20 protein-coding genes are annotated in these 16,949 nt (G+C 59.8%); 14 read left to right on the top strand and 6 right to left on the bottom strand.

What is annotated here, in order from left to right; all coding sequences use genetic code 11:
• Positions 1-5: 5 nt before the first annotated feature.
• Both ACYU70_RS08390 and ACYU70_RS08395 read right to left on the bottom strand, forming a co-directional pair.
• Complete coding sequence (locus ACYU70_RS08390; RefSeq protein ID WP_342295584.1) at positions 6-371, bottom strand: YtxH domain-containing protein; 366 nt, start codon at positions 369-371, stop codon at positions 6-8.
• Positions 372-496: 125 nt separating this feature from the next.
• Entirely contained in the window at positions 497-934 is a 438-nt protein-coding gene (locus ACYU70_RS08395) for a CsbD family protein (RefSeq protein ID WP_425293310.1), read from the bottom strand.
• Between the two features lie 248 nt (positions 935-1,182).
• On the opposite strand from ACYU70_RS08395, the gene ACYU70_RS08400 reads away from it, so the two are divergent.
• The 8 genes from ACYU70_RS08400 to ACYU70_RS08435 all read left to right on the top strand — a co-directional run bounded on the left by ACYU70_RS08400 (position 1,183) and on the right by ACYU70_RS08435 (position 6,049).
• Positions 1,183-1,434: a Kazal-type serine protease inhibitor domain-containing protein gene (locus ACYU70_RS08400; RefSeq protein ID WP_342295586.1), complete on the top strand. Its 252-nt coding sequence runs from the start codon at positions 1,183-1,185 to the stop codon at positions 1,432-1,434.
• Between the two features lie 12 nt (positions 1,435-1,446).
• Entirely contained in the window at positions 1,447-2,385 is a 939-nt protein-coding gene (locus tag ACYU70_RS08405) for a GNAT family N-acetyltransferase (protein ID WP_342295588.1), read from the top strand.
• Between the two features lie 208 nt (positions 2,386-2,593).
• Positions 2,594-2,965: a cupin domain-containing protein gene (locus ACYU70_RS08410; RefSeq protein ID WP_342295590.1), complete on the top strand. Its 372-nt coding sequence runs from the start codon at positions 2,594-2,596 to the stop codon at positions 2,963-2,965.
• 31 nt (positions 2,966-2,996) lie between these two features.
• Positions 2,997-3,854 (top strand): dienelactone hydrolase family protein, encoded by an 858-nt coding sequence (locus ACYU70_RS08415; protein ID WP_342295591.1) that lies wholly within the window; start codon positions 2,997-2,999, stop codon positions 3,852-3,854.
• Between the two features lie 53 nt (positions 3,855-3,907).
• Positions 3,908-4,210, top strand: a complete 303-nt coding sequence (locus tag ACYU70_RS08420; RefSeq protein ID WP_342295593.1) for a hypothetical protein — start codon at positions 3,908-3,910, stop codon at positions 4,208-4,210.
• 307 nt (positions 4,211-4,517) lie between these two features.
• Complete coding sequence (locus ACYU70_RS08425; protein WP_342295595.1) at positions 4,518-4,754, top strand: hypothetical protein; 237 nt, start codon at positions 4,518-4,520, stop codon at positions 4,752-4,754.
• Between the two features lie 268 nt (positions 4,755-5,022).
• Complete coding sequence (locus ACYU70_RS08430; RefSeq protein ID WP_342295597.1) at positions 5,023-5,442, top strand: hypothetical protein; 420 nt, start codon at positions 5,023-5,025, stop codon at positions 5,440-5,442.
• A 115-nt stretch (positions 5,443-5,557) separates the two neighbouring features.
• The gene (locus ACYU70_RS08435) at positions 5,558-6,049 is read left to right on the top strand and encodes a hypothetical protein (protein ID WP_342295599.1); all 492 of its coding nucleotides are present in this window, start codon (positions 5,558-5,560) and stop codon (positions 6,047-6,049) included.
• Positions 6,050-6,223: 174 nt separating this feature from the next.
• Here ACYU70_RS08435 and ACYU70_RS08440 read toward each other — a convergent pair whose 3' ends face one another.
• Complete coding sequence (locus ACYU70_RS08440) at positions 6,224-6,493, bottom strand: hypothetical protein (RefSeq protein WP_342295601.1); 270 nt, start codon at positions 6,491-6,493, stop codon at positions 6,224-6,226.
• An 809-nt stretch (positions 6,494-7,302) separates the two neighbouring features.
• On the opposite strand from ACYU70_RS08440, the gene ACYU70_RS08445 reads away from it, so the two are divergent.
• The 5 genes from ACYU70_RS08445 to ACYU70_RS08465 all read left to right on the top strand — a co-directional run bounded on the left by ACYU70_RS08445 (position 7,303) and on the right by ACYU70_RS08465 (position 12,304).
• Positions 7,303-7,569 (top strand): hypothetical protein, encoded by a 267-nt coding sequence (locus tag ACYU70_RS08445; protein WP_342295602.1) that lies wholly within the window; start codon positions 7,303-7,305, stop codon positions 7,567-7,569.
• Positions 7,570-7,766: 197 nt separating this feature from the next.
• Complete coding sequence (locus ACYU70_RS08450; RefSeq protein WP_342295604.1) at positions 7,767-9,581, top strand: ABC transporter ATP-binding protein; 1,815 nt, start codon at positions 7,767-7,769, stop codon at positions 9,579-9,581.
• A 249-nt stretch (positions 9,582-9,830) separates the two neighbouring features.
• Positions 9,831-10,559 (top strand): hypothetical protein, encoded by a 729-nt coding sequence (locus tag ACYU70_RS08455; protein ID WP_342295607.1) that lies wholly within the window; start codon positions 9,831-9,833, stop codon positions 10,557-10,559.
• A gap of 128 nt (positions 10,560-10,687) precedes the next feature.
• Positions 10,688-10,954, top strand: a complete 267-nt coding sequence (locus ACYU70_RS08460; protein ID WP_342295608.1) for a barstar family protein — start codon at positions 10,688-10,690, stop codon at positions 10,952-10,954.
• A gap of 336 nt (positions 10,955-11,290) precedes the next feature.
• A complete protein-coding gene (locus ACYU70_RS08465; RefSeq protein ID WP_342295609.1) occupies positions 11,291-12,304 on the top strand; it encodes an ABC transporter ATP-binding protein in 1,014 nt (337 codons plus the stop codon).
• Here the strand turns inward: ACYU70_RS08465 and ACYU70_RS08470 are convergent.
• Positions 12,294-13,331, bottom strand: a complete 1,038-nt coding sequence (locus tag ACYU70_RS08470) for a hypothetical protein (protein ID WP_342295611.1) — start codon at positions 13,329-13,331, stop codon at positions 12,294-12,296. The two genes, ACYU70_RS08465 and ACYU70_RS08470, sit on opposite strands and share 11 nt — an antisense overlap.
• Before the next feature lie 371 nt (positions 13,332-13,702).
• Between ACYU70_RS08470 and ACYU70_RS08475 the strand changes: the two genes are divergently transcribed.
• A complete protein-coding gene (locus tag ACYU70_RS08475; RefSeq protein WP_342295612.1) occupies positions 13,703-14,641 on the top strand; it encodes a D-2-hydroxyacid dehydrogenase in 939 nt (312 codons plus the stop codon).
• A 143-nt stretch (positions 14,642-14,784) separates the two neighbouring features.
• Here the strand turns inward: ACYU70_RS08475 and ACYU70_RS08480 are convergent, their stop codons facing one another.
• Positions 14,785-15,735, bottom strand: coding sequence for a pectinesterase family protein (locus ACYU70_RS08480; protein WP_342295614.1), 951 nt, complete (start codon positions 15,733-15,735; stop codon positions 14,785-14,787).
• 96 nt (positions 15,736-15,831) lie between these two features.
• Positions 15,832-16,779, bottom strand: coding sequence for a pectinesterase family protein (locus ACYU70_RS08485; RefSeq protein WP_342295615.1), 948 nt, complete (start codon positions 16,777-16,779; stop codon positions 15,832-15,834).
• Positions 16,780-16,949: the final 170 nt, after the last annotated feature.

The raw sequence follows: 16,949 nt of genomic DNA on the forward strand, positions 1-16,949 counted from the left end.
GAGAGTTACGATAAGTTGGGCTGGTGGCGAGTGTCGTCGCCGAAACCGTCATAGTCGGGGTTATCCTCGTTGTGGGTGTGGGCCGTGGAGGGCGTGCCGCTGCTCAGGTTTTGCAGGAGGCGGTCGGCGGCCTGCTTGTCGTCGCTCACGGCGGCGTCGGGGTTGGTGGAGCTGGCAGCAGCTTGGCCCTGCACTTTGGCCAGGGTGTCGGTGGCCAGCTTGCTGAGGTCGCCGGCCCATTTGGCGGCCGACTTGCGCAGGTTGGAACGGGTGTCATCGCCGGTTTCGGGGGCCAGCAGCAGGCCGGCCACGATGCCAGCGGTAGCCCCGGCGATGAGCGAGAAAATGACTTTGCCTTTGTCGTCTTTCATGGGTTTGCAGGAAAATGGAGGAATTTGATTATTACCTAACGGGAAAGCGGCCCGACTGGTTGGGGCCACAAAAAAGCCCCGCACCTTCCGGCGCGGGGCTTTAAATAATCAGGCTGAAAGCCAGATTACATGTCGTTCAGCATTTTGGTGATTTCGGCTTTGCCTTTGCCGAGCTTGTCTTGCAGTTTGCCTACCAGCTCGTCGCCTTTGCCTTCGGTGTAGGTCAGGTCCTCGTCGGTCAGCTGGGCATATTGCTGCTTCAGCTTGCCTTTGATTTCGTCCCAGGCACCTTTCATTTTCAGGCTGCTGCCGGGCAGGCTCACGCCCATATCCTCCAGCTTGCCAGCGTATTCTTTAAATTTAGTTTCGAGGTCGGAGCCCAGCTTGGTGGCTTGCTCGCCGAGCTGGCCGCTGTATTTGGAGGCAACGCCTTTCCAGTTTTCGCGGGTGGCCGAACCTTTATCGGGAGCCAGCAGCATACCGGCAATAATGCCAGCACCGGCACCGGCGAGAGCAGCTAAAAGGATTTTACCGGCGTTGTTGTCTTCTTCGTGGTACGACATGGTGTAGGTAATGAAGGGTGAATGGGGGTGAAAGTTCGTTTAGAGCAGCGCGGTGCCGAATTTAAAACCGGGTGGTTTGTTTGCGGCGGCGCTTGGTTCTGGCTGACTATACGAAACGCTCCGCCGGGGGTTGAGATTGCAGGAAAATTTTCCTGCGGACATCCGCATTCCTCAATATCTCGGTTTACGGGTCAGGCCAAATCCCGGGCGGGCGGTGTAGCTTCGCCCCTCTCCTACTTTCTGGCACTATGATAAAGCATTGGATTTGGGGTGCGGCCCTGCTGCTGAGCGCGGCTTCCTGCCAGCGTCAGGCCGTGCCCACGGCCACCACCGCCGACTGCATCGATTCGAGTAAAATCAACCCGAACGGCATTTGCACCATGGAATACAAGCCCGTGTGCGGCTGCAACGGCAAGACCTACGCCAACCCCTGCGCGGCCACCAACGCGGGCGTGCGCACCACCACGCCCGGCCCCTGCGCCACGGCTCCGGCCAAGTAAATCTGTTCGTTGATGTCCGCCAAAGCCCGCTACCACGACTTCTGCCGCACCGCGCCCGACGTGCCGGTGTTCAGCCAGCCGTGGTACCTGGACGCCTGCACCGAAGGCGGCACTTGGGACGTAGTACTGGCCGAGGAAAAAGGCCGCGTAGTAGCGGCGTTGCCGTATTTCTTTAAGCAGAAAGGCCCGTTCCGTTACGTCACGATGCCGCCCTTTGTGAAATGGCTGGGGCCGTATGTGCTGCCCGAGTTCCGGGGCCGGCTGCCGAAGGAGCATGAGCTGCTGAAGGCGCTGATTGCGCAGCTGCCGGATTTTGCGGCCTTCAAGCAGAACTTCTACCCTACTGTTACCAACTGGCTGCCCTTTTACTGGGAGAATTATAAGCAGACGACTTTCTATACCTACCGCCTGCACCAGCTGCGCGATTTGCAGCAGGTAGAAGCTGGCCTGGGCACCGGCATTCGGCGCGATATCCGGCTGGCCCGCCAGAAAGTGCGCGTGGTACACGACTTGCCACTCGATGAATTCTACCGCGTTAATATGCTCAGCTTTACCCGCCAGGACTTGCCCGCGCCGTATTCGGCCGCGCAGTTCCGGCGGCTCGATGCGGCTTTAGAGGCAGCCGAGGCCCGGCAGCTGTTTTTTGCCGTGGATGAGCAGGGCCGGGTGCATTCGGTGGCGTATTTGATTTGGGATGCTACCACGGCCTACTTCCTGCTGGCCGGCGACGACCCGGCTCTGCGGGCCAGCGGCGCGGGCGTGTTGCTGGCCTGGGAGTGCATCCGCTATGCCAGCGAGGTGTTGAATCTGGGTTGCTTCGACTTTGAGGGCAGTATGCTGCCGGGCGTGGAGCGGATTCGCGTGCGCTTTGGCGCGGTGCAGACACCGTATTTCTTTGTCTGGAAATACAATTCGCGGCTTTTTGAGTTGCTGGAAAAGCTGAAGCCGTAGAGGCAGCTGCCGTTTAGTATGAACAAGAACGTCATGCTCATCTGGCGTCCGCACAGCCGAAGCATCTCGCGTGCTACCACTAAATTCCTTTTTCTACGATTGAATTACTGCCGCACGCGAGATGCTTCGGCTGTGCGGACGCCAGATGAGCATGACGTTATTCGTAGTTCTTACTTCAAACCGTACCACACCTCATTCCACTCTAACAATGTCCGAAAAACGCTACATCCTCAACCCCGCTCCTTTTGTAGTGCCCACCACCGATGGCAAGCTCATTGAAGAGCATGTGGGCGGGGCCAGTACCGGCACCTCGGCCTACAGCTTGGCTCACATGGTGGCCCCGCCGCACTGGAGCGAGCCCCACCAGACGCCCACGTTCGATGAAATTACCATCGTGGTGCGCGGCCGGAAGCGCTTTGAAATCGACGGCGACGTGGTGGAGTTGCAGGCCGGGCAGGCGCTGCTGATTAAGGGAGGCGCGCGGGTGCGCTATTCCAATCCGTTTGATGCAGAGTGCGAATACTGGTCTATTTGCGTGCCGGCGTTCAGCCCCGACACGGTGCACCGCGAAGAAGAATAGCGCAAGCCATAAACCGCTTACATTTAGCCTCATGGACCAGCGCATCATCAATCTTTTTGACGAGTATACCCACGCCCCGCTCACCCGCAAGGAGTTTATGGACCGGCTGATAAAGCTGGCCGGCGGTACGGCGCTGGCCCTCACGGCGCTTTCGGTGCTGGAGCCGGGCTACGCGGCGGCGGCCACCATCGCCCCCGAGGCCGATGATTTGGAAGCCGAAGAAGTAACCTGGATTGGCGATGGCAGCCCCGTGCGGGGCTACCTGGTGCACCCCAAGGGCCGCCAGAAGCGCGGCGCGGTGGTGGTCATCCACGAAAACCGAGGGCTGACGCCGCACATTAAGGACGTAACGCGGCGCGTGGCCCAGGCCGGCTATCTGGCGCTGGGCGTGGATGCGCTGTCAGTGGTGGGCGGCACGCCGGCCGACGAGGACAAGGGCCGCGAGCTCATCGGCCAGCTCGACCCGGTGAAAAACCTCAATAACTACCTCAAAGCGCTGGAATATCTGCGCGCCCGGCCCGACTGCAACGGCCGCACCGGCGCGGTGGGTTTCTGCTGGGGCGGCGGCTTGGCCAACCAGTTGGCTGTGCACGACCCCAAGCTGAACGCCGCCGTGGCCTACTACGGCCAGCAGCCCAAGACCGAGGATGTGCCCCAGATAAAAGCGGCCGTGATGCTGCACTACGGCGGCCTCGACCAGCGCATCAACGCCGGCATTCCGGCCTACGAAGCGGCCCTGAAAGCGGCCGGCACCAAGTACGAGCTGTACGTGTATGAGGGCGTGAACCACGCCTTCAACAACGACACCTCCCCCGCCCGCTACAACGCCGAGGCCGCCAAGCTGGCCTGGGACCGCACGTTGCGATTATTCAAGGAAAAACTGGGGTAGCCGGGCAACGGCGGGGCATTTTGCGGCATCTTTGCAATATCCATCCGCTGCCCATGTCGCTCAGAAAACTACCCATTCTGCTTCCGTTTCTGCTGTTGCGGGCCGGCGGGGCGCTGGCCCAAACCCAGCCCCCACCGTCGCCCGACCCTGACTATGAGCAGGTAAGCGTGCCGGTGCCGCGCGCCGTGTCGCTGATTGCGGATGCGGCGAGCGTGTTGTTTTCGCGCAACGAGGACGAAAACAAGGTGCAGGCGCTGGTGGACCGCCGCCGCGAGCGGTCGAAAAAAGGCGACCAGAGCCTGCGTTTCACCATTCCGAAGAATAAGCTGACCCGCACGCTGGGGCTGGTGGAGTAGGCGCAAACTGTCATTCCGACGCAGCAGGAAGCTGAGTGAAGCTGTTGGAACGGCTCTACTCAGCTTCCTGCTGCGTCGGAATGACCTTTTTCTGACCTGTTTAAATGGGTTCTAAGTCCGGGAAGTGGGCGGTCTGGTCGGGGTATCCGGCCCGTCCGTCCACCTTTTTATTTCCGGACGGGATGTGGCCGGTGGTTTGCAAATACCCTGGCAGGATGAGTCGATTCTCACATTCCGGAGCCCGCTGCCTGCAGCAACCGAGCCCACCGCTTCCCCTCCATTTTTCACTCCCCTTCACTCAGAAACCATGAAAACCTCCTTGTTTTCCATCATCGCTGCCGCCATGCTTATGGCTTCTTCCACGCCTTCGTTTGCCGCCGCTGCTGCCGGGCCTTATGACAACCACCGCAACGACCACGACCGCGACGACCGCAACAGCAAAGACTTCAACTATGGTTTCGACAAGAAGCACCGCGTGACGCCCCAGGAGCGCGCCCGCTGGGAAGCCGCCCACAGAAACGACCGCAACAACGGCCGCCGCTAATTAGCCAAGCCGGGCCGGCCACGCTGACAGTCCTGGCGTGACCGGCCCTTTTGGCAAGCTCGTCCGGTGGTTTGCCCACCTGGTCGATGCTAAGGCCCCCTTGGTCCACCTTATTTTTTCACGGCTGCTTTCGGCCGCAGGTTTGCACCAACCCCAATAGACTGCCTTGGTTCTCGCCGCTGATTTTCAAACGCCTGAAACCTGACAACTCCGCTTTACACCCCCAATTCACCAAACCATTTTTTCACCCATCGCTCGCTTCACCATCATGAAAACTTCGTTTTTTTCCATCCTCGCCGCCGCCAGCTTACTGGCCACTACTTCGTTTGCCGCCGCTCCGGCCGCTTTCGGCCACGACGGCCGTCCCACGCAGCAAAACCCCAACGACCGGTTCAACGACCGCAACGACAAGGATTTCAACTACGGCTTCGACAAGAAGCACAAAGTATCGCCCGATGAGCGCAAGCGTTGGGAAGAAGCCCACAAAAACGACCGCAAGGACTACAAAGAGGACCGGAAAGACGACCGCAAAGACCGCAAGGATGACCGGAAAGACGACCGTAAGGATTACAAAGACGACCGCAAAGACAACAACTACGGCTTCGACAAAAACCACCGCGTGACGCCCGAAGAGCGCGCCCGCTGGGAAGCCGCCCACAAAAACGACCGCCGGGACGACCACCGCTAAGCCTCGGCAACTTGCCCGCCAGAAGCCTCGTTCCGTTATCCAGAACGGGGCTTCTTTATGAATCTTCCGTTTTCAATCACTCCTCTTTTTCCACGCTCACTTCTTAATTAATCCGATGAAAAAGTTTCTGTTTCCCCTGCTGGCTGTTTGTGCGCTCACCGTAGGCACCGCCGCCGCCCAAACCACCACGCCCGATGCCGCCGGCACCATGCAGGGCCGCGGCCGCATGCAAGGCAACCCCGATGAAATGGCCAAGCGCCAGGCCGACCGCATGACCCAAGAGTTGGGCCTGAACGCCGACCAGACTGCCAAAGTGCAGCAGATTCTACTGGCCCGTGGACAGGAAATGCAGGCCATGCGCGGCCAGGCCCGCGACGCTGGCAACCGCGACCAGATGCGCGACCAAATGCAAGCCAACCGCGCCAAATACGATGCCCAGTTCAAGGAAGTGCTGACCGCCGACCAGTACACCAAATACACCACCATGCAAGCCGACCGCATGAACCGCGGCGGTGGCCCCGGCATGGGCATGGGCGACTCGGACGTGAAGAAAATGAAAGCCAAGTCGACCGACGGCGACAAAATCAAAGTGAAGGCCGATAAGTAAGCCGGCTTCGTCATCTGAAAAAACAACGCCCCGGCCGGTTGGCCGGGGCGTTGTTGCGCTGTGGAGCCTTGCGCCCTGCGGTGCGGCCGGAGTGCAGGCCCTTAAAAGCGAAAGGCTACTCCTGATGCAGGAGTAGCCTTTCGCTTTTAAGTAGTGTCTCGAACGGGCCGCGCGCTACATCGTGCGGTGCGGCCGGCCCCCACGCGTCACGCGCGGAGCCGAGCTATGCCGCTTGGCCGCCTTAGAATGGTGCTTGAACAGGCCGAAGAAACCAGTTTTCTGGCTGCTGTGGCCGCGATAGTAGCGGTACACCGGCACGTAGTTGCCGGCCGTGGGCTTGCGCCGGTGAATGGGCCGCGACGAGGCCGCCGTGGCCGGCGCAGCGTAAGATTCGGAGGCTAAAAAGCCCAACATGCAGAAAAATAACAGGGCGGTACGCAGCATAAAAAAGGTGGTAATGGTGGTACGTGCACTGGGCGTTTTGCGCCAGCGGTAGCGGCTTGCTACTGAATTAATAACTCCGAAAACGGGGAAATTATTACCCGCGTTGCACATTTTATCGACCATTCCGTTCTTTTAATCGACGGAAACAGCACCTGAATCCCTGAAAATGAGCGGTTAATAGGCCGTATAATTTTTGTCAATTTTTAATAATAAGCAACAGATTATCTGCTGATTGACAATTCTCACTCGCCAATAATTAGCACTCAATTAATTATTTGTTGAATATTCAACACTTTACATTCCGCGTAAATTCTGCATTCGTGAACCCTATTGGTGCGAGTTTAGCGCCTCGGCCAGAGCAGCAGCCTGCGTTTCAGCAGCAGCTGAGAATCTGAAACAGTTGCCCGCGAAGTCCAACTAGTTGAGGTCATACTCAAACCAGTTGCCTTGAAAGCGGAACCAGTTGCCCGCTGAAGGCAGTGAGTTACCCTCGGAAGGCAACTGGTTGGGGTCGGAGCCGAACTGGTTGCCCTTCGAGGGAAGTGAGTTCGGCTAAAAGGGCAGTCAGTTCGGCTTTTGGGGCAACTGGTTGGTCTTTGAGGTGAACTGGTTTGGATTGACCTTCGCTGGCGCGGGTTTAACGCAACGTAACTCGTGCCGGCTATGGCGGCTTTGGGCCATATTGCTGTTCTAGTGGCCGCTTTACGAGCGGCTGCTTCAATTTAGAATATTATTCAAAGTATCTGACATATACTTACGCAACAAGCCAATGCTCATGCAGAATATTTCTCATTTCATCAATTAAACTTATGGCAGACACTAATGACACAATCCAACTTAAATACCTCACGCCATTTTTATTTAATGGATTTGCTGCATTTATCATATACCTACTCTCAACTCAACAAAATAGCAGCTCCTATGGATTAGCCGTTTACATGCTCGCAGTTATCGTAGCAGGACTTATTATCAATACAATATTCTTTTTTGTATTTACCCTGAATAAAGATTATAAAACGGCAGCAATCCATGCATTAGTAATAGCTGGAATCATTATTTTTCTTATTCGGCTTTAAGCAATCCGTTAAATCAAATTATTGGACAAGCTTTTTCATTGCACGAATATTCACAGGCGCAATCTTGCTTTTGATGGCTTGGCAATTCAGTGCGGCATTAAATCATATGATGGCTGGGACGTAGAGGAAAGAAAGTAGAAGAGCCCAACCCCACCCCCGCCCCGCCCGTCTAACCGGCTCCCCTTAGCCCCGATTAGATGAGCCTCTGGCAGATTATCCAACGCCTGCTGCCATTTGTGCGGCCCTACCGCCGCCTGGTCATTGCCACGCTGCTGCTCACGCTGGTGGGCTCGCTGGCCGCGCAGGTCAACCCTTTCGTGCTGCGCTATACCGTGGACACCGTGCAGGGTATGCTGGACAAGGGCCAGGGCCTGGCCGAGGGCTGGACGCTGCTGGCCTGGGTGAGCGGGCTGCTGCTGGGCAAGGAAATCATCAACACCTTCATCCAGTTCGGGCAGAAATACTACGGCGAGAAAATCCGCATCCAGATTTCCGGCGTGCTGGCCCAGACGGCCGTGAGCAAGATTCTGAGCTACCAGCTCGGCTTTTTCTCCGACGACGGCAACCAGACCGGCAAGCTCCAGACCCGCATCGACCGGGGCGTGGAGAGCCTCATGAAGCTGGTGCAAAACTTCTTTATCGACATCATGCCGCTCTTCGCCAACGCCATTGTGGCGCTGGTGGTCATTTTCCTCAATAACAAGTGGGTGGGGCTGGTGGCGCTGGCCGTGCTGCCGGTCTATTTCTGGCTCAGCTACGCGCAGGCCGAGAAGTTGCAGGGCGTGCGGCGGGGCCTCCAGCGCCTGCGCGAGGAGAAAAACCACGGCCTCATCAGCATCATCGACAGCATTGTGGTCATCAAAAGCTTCGTGCGCGAGCAGTACGAAGGCCAGAAGCAGGCCGCCGTGCAAAGCCGCCTCGAAGGGGCCCAGCTCCTGACCCGCAAAACCAACTTCCGCTTCGACGGCCTCAAAACCTTCGTCGAGCAGATTGGCGTGGTGGCCATCATCGTGCTCACGGCCTACCTCGTGCTCGGCCGCCAGATTTCCATCGGGGCCATCATGTTCCACATCCTGCTGTTCAACAACGTGTCGGCGCCCATCCGGCAGCTCCACCGCATCTACGACGAGATGAACGAGGCCCTCACCTACTCCGAAGGCTTCTTCGCCATCCTCGACGCCGACGACCAGCGCGAGCGCCCCGGCCAGCTCGAACCCGGCGACAACCTGCGCGGCCAGTTCGAGTTGCGCAACGTCAACTTCACCTACCCCAGCGGCACGGCTGCCCTGCACGACGTGAGCCTGACCATTCAGGCCGGCAAAACCACCGCGCTGGTGGGCCTCAGCGGGGCGGGCAAAAGCACCATCATCAACCTGCTCTGCCAGTTCTACCGCCCCGACAGCGGCGAAATCCTCCTCGACGGCCACCCGCTGGCCCAGTACGACACCTTCGCCCTGCGCCAGGAAATCGGCCTGGTGCTCCAGAAAAACCACATTTTCAAGGGCACCATCGAAGAAAACATCCGCTACGGCGACTTCACCGCCACCCAGGCCCAGATTGAAGCCGCCGCCAAGCAAGCCTACCTGCACGACCAGATTCTGGACCTGCCGCGCCAGTACGAGTCCGATGCCCAGCAGCTCAGTGGCGGCCAGCAGCAGCGCATCGCCATCGCCCGGCTCTTCCTCAAAAACCCGCCCATCATCTTCCTCGACGAGCCCACCGCCAGCCTCGATGCCATCGCCACCGAGCAAATCAAAAACTCGCTCGATGCCATCAAGCAGGGCCGCACGGTGGTCATCATCTCCCACAGCCTCGCCCAAATCGTGGACTCGGATTGCATCTACGTCATGAAAAAAGGCCACATGGTGGAAAGCGGCACCCACGACGAGCTCTACGACCTGAAAGGCACCTACCGCGAGATTTTCGACGCCTCGGCCCGCAGCTTAAATATCGAGAAGCTGGCCAAGACCATGGCCGATGACGGGGACGACGTACTGGATACCGCTTCGTGAGGCATCTTTGTTTCCAATTCTACACGCGGTTTCTACTTGTCAATCAAATCCTTTTGTTAGAACGCACTTTGTTTGATTCATCTGTGGTCTCCGTGTCTCCACTACTCCAATAGCGGTACCTGATACCATGTGAACGTTGTTTTCTGCTACAATGCCTTCCCTGTAGATAATGGTGAAACTTAGCCTGAATTGGGTTCGCGCCACTTGGGTGACTCCAGTATATTTGCTGCTTTCCTAAATCACCTTTCAATGAAACACTACTTCTACCCACTGGCTTTAGGACTAATTACACTTGTTGGTTGCAGCAAAAGCAAGTCTGAAGAGACGCCTAAGTTTGATGCAACTGGCACTTATACTATCTCCGCTACGCCAGAGCCCGGACCAATACGTATGTTTACCCAGGCTGGTGAAATACAAAACGATGTGATAATTCGTCGATATTTCGAGCGTCAATATGCCGGATTGCCCATAGCATGGGGGGTTATTCCGCCATTTCGGGCAGCTGAACTAATTTTCACCAGCCCTTCGGATGCCATTCTCAATACTACTGCTCCAACGAGTGGCTTTCCCCCGAGCTCCAGTGTACTCGTGACATTTTCTGGCCTCACCAATGCAAGAGCGGTACTAACATCGAAGAACCCGAAGTCAGCTATTTCTCCGTCCAGTAGTTCCAGTAAATGCGACAATATTACGCACGACATTCAAGGCGTTTCGCCAGTCTATACATGCACCGCACTACCCCCATCCACTGGCTTTGGGACACAATGTGATTTCAAGCCAGTGTATGTGCTCAATCTACGTGGCGAAAAGGCTAGCCTCGCCCTCATGTTTTTCTATTTTTCAGCGACCGTAAGCGGCGGAAGATGCGGGATTGGAGGCAATCTGTTCAACGTGTTGAACACTACCCTCCCCCCCCGTATCGCCGCTGGCGATACGCTGGTGGTTCAGGAAGCTGAACTACCTCTGGTGAAGAGATAGTGCCGATGCATTGCCAACTGAATTAGATTCTCTGACTCGGGCGTAGAACGACTTAGTTTGCCGTAATTCTAATTCGAACCCAGTCGGCACGCGTCAGAGACGCACGCCAGCAAACGGCAATAGCCCCAATGACCATTGACCTAACCAGCATCGACACCAAAGCGGCTTTTCACCAGACGATGAAAAGCCAGCTGGGCTTTCCCGACTGGTACGGCGTGAGCTGGGACGCTTTCTGGGATGCCATCATCGCCGTGGTCGAAATGCCGGATATCGTGGTGTTGCAGCACTGGCAAGCTTTCGCCCAGACCTGCCCCCACGACATGGCCATCCTGCGCGACATCATCGCCAACTACCCCCACGAAAAGCCCGGCAAGCAACTCCTGCTCGCTCCATAAGAGGCCGCGAAACCGTCGTCACACCCCGCGAAGCTATTGTAATAGCCCGCAAACCCGTTTATACACCCCGCGAACCCGCTCATACACCCCGCAAATCGCCCCATACACCCCGCAAATCGCTGCATACACCCCGCAAATCGCCCCATAGGCCCTGCGAACTCATTTATACGGCCCGCGAACCGCTCCATAGGCCCCGCAAACCGCTGCATAGGCCCTGTTTTACGTGTTTGCCATGTTGCGCGTGTTTGCCATGTTTTAGCAATTCGGCGTGTTTTGCACATCTCACCCCGGTGCGACCCGCCTGCAACCTGCCCCAGCCCCGTTCTTTGCCGGCGCATGGACATTCTCACCGTCACCAACCTCAGCCTTACCGAAAACGGCTTCACTGCCCTCCACCCCATTAGCTTCACCCAGAAAGCAGGGCAGAAGCTGGCACTGGCCGGCGAAAGCGGAGCCGGCAAAAGCACCCTGCTGCAAATGGTAGCCGGCCTCATCCAGCCCAGCACCGGCACGGTGCACGCCAACGGCAGCCGCGTGCGCGGCCCGCAGGATGTATTGGTGCCCGGCCACCCCGGCGTGGCCTACCTCTCCCAAAAGTCCGATTTGCCGCAGTTCCTGCGCGTCGAGCAGGTGCTGCGCTACGCCAACAAGCGCCCCGAAGCCGAAGCCCAGGCCGTGTATGAGCTGTGCCGCATTGCCCACCTCATGCCGCGCCGCACCGACCAGCTCTCCGGCGGCGAGCAGCAGCGGGTGGCGCTGGCCCGGCTGCTACTGGGCGCGCCCCAACTGCTGCTCCTCGATGAGCCGTTCTCCAACCTCGACCGCACCCACAAGCGCATTTTGCAGAGCATTATCGAAGAGTTGGGCACCCGCCTGAGCATCACCTGCCTCCTCGTGTCGCATGATGCCACCGACGTGCTGCCTTGGGCCGATGAAATTCTGGTGCTGCACCGGGGCCGGCTGGTGCAGCAGGGCACTCCCGCGCACCTCTACCACCAGCCGGTGGATGAGGCCACGGCCGCGCTATTCGGCGACTACAACCTGGTGCGCGGGGCCGACCGGCGGGCGCTGCTGCCGGGCCGACGCTTCAAAAAAGACACCGCGCTGCTGGTGCGCCCCGAGCAGTTGCGGCTGGAGCCAGCGGCTGCGGCCGGAGCCAGCGGCACGGTGCAGGCCGTGCGGTTTTTGGGCAGCTACTACGAAGTGGAAGTGGCCCTGGCAGCGCAAAGCGTCCGGGTGCGCGTTGCCACAACGGAACTGCGGCCCGGCAATGCCACAAGCATTTCGGTAGCCACGGGGGCGGGCTGGAGCATTCCGCTGCTGCCCCCCGCCGGGCGCGTCACAGCTTAACCTTGCCCTTGCGGGCGGCGGGCTTTTTCGGGCTCATCGGCTTTTCGGCGAAAGCCCCGGGCCGGGCGGCGCTTATCTGCTCGGCGGCCACGCGCTGCAGGGCCACGGCCTCGGCCGGGCTGATGCCGAGGGCGGCGGCGGCCTGCTCGGCCCCGCCGAGGGCGCGGGGGTCGTGGCCGGTGATTTCGCCAAACAGCACGCAGGCCGTGAGGTAGGCCCCCCAGTTGCTGGGGTGGTAGTGGTCTTCGGCCCAGAGGTCGACCTTACCGGGCTCGGGGGCGTAGGGGTTGCGCTGGGCGAGGCCGGTTTGCACGGCGCGTAGCCAGGCATCGCCGGCCGGCGCAATGCCCTTGAAGCCCGGGTTCTGGGCCAGCAGGCCATAGTAGGAAGCGTGCAGCTCCTGGGCCATCGAGTCGATGGGCAGGCCGCTGAAGGGCTTGCCGGCCTGGTAAGTCAGGTCGGCGCGGGGCCAGGTCTGGAACAGGAACACGCTGGCGGCGGGGCTGGCCGTGTGCACGGCCCGCTCCAGCCGGGTGGCGTAGTCGCGGAACAGCTCGGGGTGGCCGCCGTGGCGCGGGGGCAGCGCCCACTGGCTGTGCTCCTGGAGCACTACCGTGTTCCAGCGCGGCTGCTGAATGATGCTGAGCGCGTGCTCGTAGTGGTATTGCAGCGGCCGGGCGTTGATTTCCTCGAAATGAACTTCGTAATTCAGGCCGGCTTCCTCGGTGAATTGCTGGAAGATGCCGGGAATGCCGCCCCATACCACGGGCTCGCCGGTGGTGGTTTCGCAGCGCGGGTCGGTGGCGGGCAGGCCGTAGTTTTCGTCGGTGACGTGGGCGGCGTTGTAGGCCAGCACGGGCTGGTACTTGCCGTGAAAAAAGCTGTTGCCGACGAACAGAATAGTCTTGACGGGCGGGGCCACCGCCGATGGGCGAGCGGGCTGCCCCTGAGCCCCGGCAGGAACGGGCAGGCCCGGCAGCAGGCCCACCACGGCCACCACCAGCAGCTTACGTAGCGTTTGAATCACAGAAGAGAAGTAAGTAGCAAGGGCCGTTGCGATGGCCCGCCCCACGAGGCCAGCCGCCGCAATTGCCCCAAAGAGCAGGAATTTGGGCGCGCAAGAAACGGCTTTTTTAGCACATCACCGGCCCCGTATCCATTCATCAGCTACTTCAAAGCAGTTTCTGCCTGGGGCGCAACGGCAGCTACTTCGTGGCGCGGGGGCATCAGGCTCCAGGGCCAGCCGGGTACGAAGGCCGGCCCGGGCATACCCTCAACCGCCTTCACTCGGACCATTTCTTCATAAAAAGTACGCCGTCCGGGCAGCAACTTTGTCCATTATTCCGTTTCAGGCACTCACGCTTGCCAACTCCCTGCGGCCGTACCGGCTGCTCCCCCATGCATCTTTTCGTTTATTCGCCCCTCAGCGCCTCGGCCCGCGCCTACCTTCAGCAGCAGCTCCCCGCCGACGTAGAAGTTACTTTCAGCCACGACTTAGCCCCCGAAGACCAGTTCCCGGCTTTCCAGGAAGCCGAGGTGCTGCTCGGCAACCCACCGCCCGTGTGGCTGGCGGCCGGCCCCTCGCCCCGGTTGCGCTTCTGGCAGATTGATTCGGCCGGCTTCGAGCGCTACCGCCACCTGCACCTCACGCTGCCCGTGGCCAACATGGGCGACTTCTTCGCCTGGCCCTGCGCCGAAACCATGGTGGGTGGCCTGCTGGCCCTCTACCGCCACCTGGGCGAGCTGGCCGTGCTCCAAGCCGAACGCAAATGGGTGGGCGGGGCCTATGTGCGCAACCGCGCCGGCCTGCTGCGCGGCAAGCGCGTGGTAGTGCTGGGCGCGGGGGCCATTGCGCTGGCCGTGCGCCAGCAGCTCAGCGGCTTCGAGTGCCCCGTGCAGCTGCTGGCCCGCACCCACCCCGAGGCCCAGCTCCATTCCAAAGAAGACCTGAAAGCCGCCCTGCCCGAAACCGACATCGTGATAAATACCCTGCCTGGCAGCGCCGAGGGCTTTTTCTCCGCCGATTTGGTAGCGGCCATGCGCCCCGGCAGCATCTACGCCAGCGTGGGCCGCGGCAACACCACCGACGAGCCCGCCCTCATCCGCCTGCTGCAAGCCGGCTACCTCGGCGGGGCCGTGCTCGACGTAACCGCCATCGAGCCCCTGCCAGCTGATAACCCACTCTGGACCCTGCCCAACGTGCTGCTCACCCAGCACACCGGCGGCGGCCAGCATAATGAAGACGAAAGCAAAGTCGACGTGCTGCTGCGCAATCTGGAACGGCTGCGCAACGGCCAGCCGCTGGAGAATCTGGTGGATTTGAGCCGGGGGTACTAGGTGGGGTGGTGGGATTCCGGCTGTCATCCTGAGCGCAGCGAAGGACCTTCTCACGCTTGCTCCGATTGGATTACTGCAAACCGTTTTTCGGTGATAAGGTCCTTCGCTCCGCTCAGGATGACAGCCGGAGCCCCGCCAATCCGCTACTTCCCCGGCACCCACGGCACCTCCGCCGCAAAAATCGCCTTCAGCGTGTAGCCCTTCGCCTCCTTCGCCGTGAGCTGGTGCGACCACGGCACCCGCCCCGCCGGGTTAGCGCCCGGCCCGGTGGAGCGGTATTCGGCGAAATAAGCCGTCTTTTCATTGGCCGGATTCTTCCAGTTGTCCCAGCCGGCGGGCACGATGTGGCCGCCCATTTCGGTGTTCAGATACACCACTTTGGCATTGGGCCGCCAGGGCCGGCCGAGGTGCACTTTTTTGGCCAACGCCGTGTCGGCGGTCAGCTTGCAGCTCAGAAACACGAAGCCGAAGGGCTGCTGCTCGGGCGTGGACGCGGCCGTGATGAACGAGCTTTTTTTGCTTTTGATAACGCAGTGGTCGAATACGGCCGTGCTGGCCCCGAAGATGAAATCCGTGGTGCCTTCGAGGTAGCAGTCCTGGAAATACTGGCGGGTGTGGCCGGCGGCCAGGAACAGGATGTCCTGATTGCCCACCACGCGGCAGTTTTTAAACGTGCAGCGGTCGCCCTCCACGTGTAGGGCCACGGCCTGCCCGGCGGTGTAGCCAGCGTTGTTTTCGAAGGTGAGGTTTTCGGCCGCGAAGTCGTTGGCCTGCACCAGCGCCGAGTACGAGGTATAGGTATTGTGCCCGCCCGCGTCGCCGGTGTGGTCGTTGAATGTGAGGATGGTGGTTTCGGGATTTTCACCAACCAGTTTTATGTGGGTTTTGAGCGTGTTTACCACCAGCTTTTCGCGGTAGGTGCCGGGCTTGATGCGGATGGTCACCAATTTTTGCGACTGGTTGGGCACGGCATCCACGGCGGCCTGCACGGTGCGGTAGGTGCCGGTGCCGTCCTGGGCCACGGTGATGGGGCCGGCGGGCGTTTGGGCAAAGGCTGGGGCGGCGGCCAGCAGCAAGAGAAGCAGAAGTTTCATAGAAATGTAGCGCGGACTTTGTAGTCCGCGTCCGCCGCGGAAATCTGAATAATATCCGAACGGCACGGGGACGCGGACTACAAAGTCCGCGCTACATTACTCCGCCGGCTGCCAGCCGTGCAGCACATTGTCGCGGGTATAAATCCGGGCTTCCGCGTCCGTAAGCTGGTGCGACCACGGCACTCGTTGCTTCGGCGCGGCTCCCGGCCCGCTCGACTTATACTCGGCGTAGTAGGCGGTTTTCTTGTTCGATTCCTTGTCCCAGAAGTCCCAGCCTTCGGGTCGAATCATGGCCCCCAACTCGCAGTTCAGGTACACGGTTTTGGCGTAGGGCCGCCAGGGCCGGCCCAGCCCAAAGCTACCCGCCGGCGCATCGCCGGTTATGCGGCAGTGGCTGAACACGTAGCCGAACCGCGCCGTGTCGGGCGTGCTGCCCGCCGTGACGTAGCCGCCGCGCTTGCAGAAAATCTCGCAGTTCTCGAACCACGCCGTGCTGGAGCCGAAGATGAAATCCACCGTGCCTTCGATGTAGCAGCCCTTGTAAAACTGCCGGCTACCGCGCCCATACGTGTACAGCGTGTCCTGAAACCCCAGAAACCGGCAGTTCACAAACGCCGCCTTGTCGCCATCGACCCACACGGCCACCGCCTGCCCCACCGGCCCCGACGAGTTCTGAAACGTGAGGTTCTCCGCCGAAAAATCAGCCCCGTAGATATAGCAGCTTGCCGAGCCCGACGTGCCCTTGTCTTCCCCAAAAATATTCTTCTTCTGGTTGTAGTCGTCGTAGGTCAGGATGGTCAAATCCCGGTCCTCGCCAATGAGCTTCACTAGCTGCTTCGAGCCAGCCAGTACCAGCTTCTCCTTATAAATACCCTTCTTGATGAAGATGGTGGTGACTTTCTTCCGGAAATCGGGCACCGCATCGAAGGCCGCCTGCACCGTGCGAAACCGGCCGCTACCGTCGGCCGCCACCACGAAATCGTAGCCCCAGGCCCGGCCTAGCCCGCCGAAACTCAGCAACACCAGCAGCAATAGATTCTTCATAATTCAGCCCTTAATATGCCGCAAACCTAGCGGCTGGCTGCGCCGAAAGCACGGTTTTTCTGCGCAATCGATGCCGGGCCACTGGCTTGTCGATGGCGTTCGAGTCCTTGTCGGTGGTATTCGGATGCTTGCCGCCGATACTCCATGCCTTGCCAGCGACGTTCCGGCAC

Source organism: Hymenobacter segetis (assembly GCF_054776495.1).

Excerpts from the sequence above, each read along its gene's own strand:
- ACYU70_RS08390 (WP_342295584.1), bottom strand. The coding sequence starts at position 371 with ATGAAAGACGACAAAGGCAAAGTCATTTTCTCGCTCATCGCCGGGGCT.
- ACYU70_RS08395 (WP_425293310.1), bottom strand. The coding sequence starts at position 934 with ATGTCGTACCACGAAGAAGACAACAACGCCGGTAAAATCCTTTTAGCT.
- ACYU70_RS08400 (WP_342295586.1), top strand. The coding sequence starts at position 1,183 with ATGATAAAGCATTGGATTTGGGGTGCGGCCCTGCTGCTGAGCGCGGCT.
- ACYU70_RS08405 (WP_342295588.1), top strand. The coding sequence starts at position 1,447 with ATGTCCGCCAAAGCCCGCTACCACGACTTCTGCCGCACCGCGCCCGAC.
- ACYU70_RS08410 (WP_342295590.1), top strand. The coding sequence starts at position 2,594 with ATGTCCGAAAAACGCTACATCCTCAACCCCGCTCCTTTTGTAGTGCCC.
- ACYU70_RS08415 (WP_342295591.1), top strand. The coding sequence starts at position 2,997 with ATGGACCAGCGCATCATCAATCTTTTTGACGAGTATACCCACGCCCCG.
- ACYU70_RS08420 (WP_342295593.1), top strand. The coding sequence starts at position 3,908 with ATGTCGCTCAGAAAACTACCCATTCTGCTTCCGTTTCTGCTGTTGCGG.
- ACYU70_RS08425 (WP_342295595.1), top strand. The coding sequence starts at position 4,518 with ATGAAAACCTCCTTGTTTTCCATCATCGCTGCCGCCATGCTTATGGCT.
- ACYU70_RS08430 (WP_342295597.1), top strand. The coding sequence starts at position 5,023 with ATGAAAACTTCGTTTTTTTCCATCCTCGCCGCCGCCAGCTTACTGGCC.
- ACYU70_RS08435 (WP_342295599.1), top strand. The coding sequence starts at position 5,558 with ATGAAAAAGTTTCTGTTTCCCCTGCTGGCTGTTTGTGCGCTCACCGTA.
- ACYU70_RS08440 (WP_342295601.1), bottom strand. The coding sequence starts at position 6,493 with ATGCTGCGTACCGCCCTGTTATTTTTCTGCATGTTGGGCTTTTTAGCC.
- ACYU70_RS08445 (WP_342295602.1), top strand. The coding sequence starts at position 7,303 with ATGGCAGACACTAATGACACAATCCAACTTAAATACCTCACGCCATTT.
- ACYU70_RS08450 (WP_342295604.1), top strand. The coding sequence starts at position 7,767 with ATGAGCCTCTGGCAGATTATCCAACGCCTGCTGCCATTTGTGCGGCCC.
- ACYU70_RS08455 (WP_342295607.1), top strand. The coding sequence starts at position 9,831 with ATGAAACACTACTTCTACCCACTGGCTTTAGGACTAATTACACTTGTT.
- ACYU70_RS08460 (WP_342295608.1), top strand. The coding sequence starts at position 10,688 with ATGACCATTGACCTAACCAGCATCGACACCAAAGCGGCTTTTCACCAG.
- ACYU70_RS08465 (WP_342295609.1), top strand. The coding sequence starts at position 11,291 with ATGGACATTCTCACCGTCACCAACCTCAGCCTTACCGAAAACGGCTTC.
- ACYU70_RS08475 (WP_342295612.1), top strand. The coding sequence starts at position 13,703 with ATGCATCTTTTCGTTTATTCGCCCCTCAGCGCCTCGGCCCGCGCCTAC.
- ACYU70_RS08480 (WP_342295614.1), bottom strand. The coding sequence starts at position 15,735 with ATGAAACTTCTGCTTCTCTTGCTGCTGGCCGCCGCCCCAGCCTTTGCC.
- ACYU70_RS08485 (WP_342295615.1), bottom strand. The coding sequence starts at position 16,779 with ATGAAGAATCTATTGCTGCTGGTGTTGCTGAGTTTCGGCGGGCTAGGC.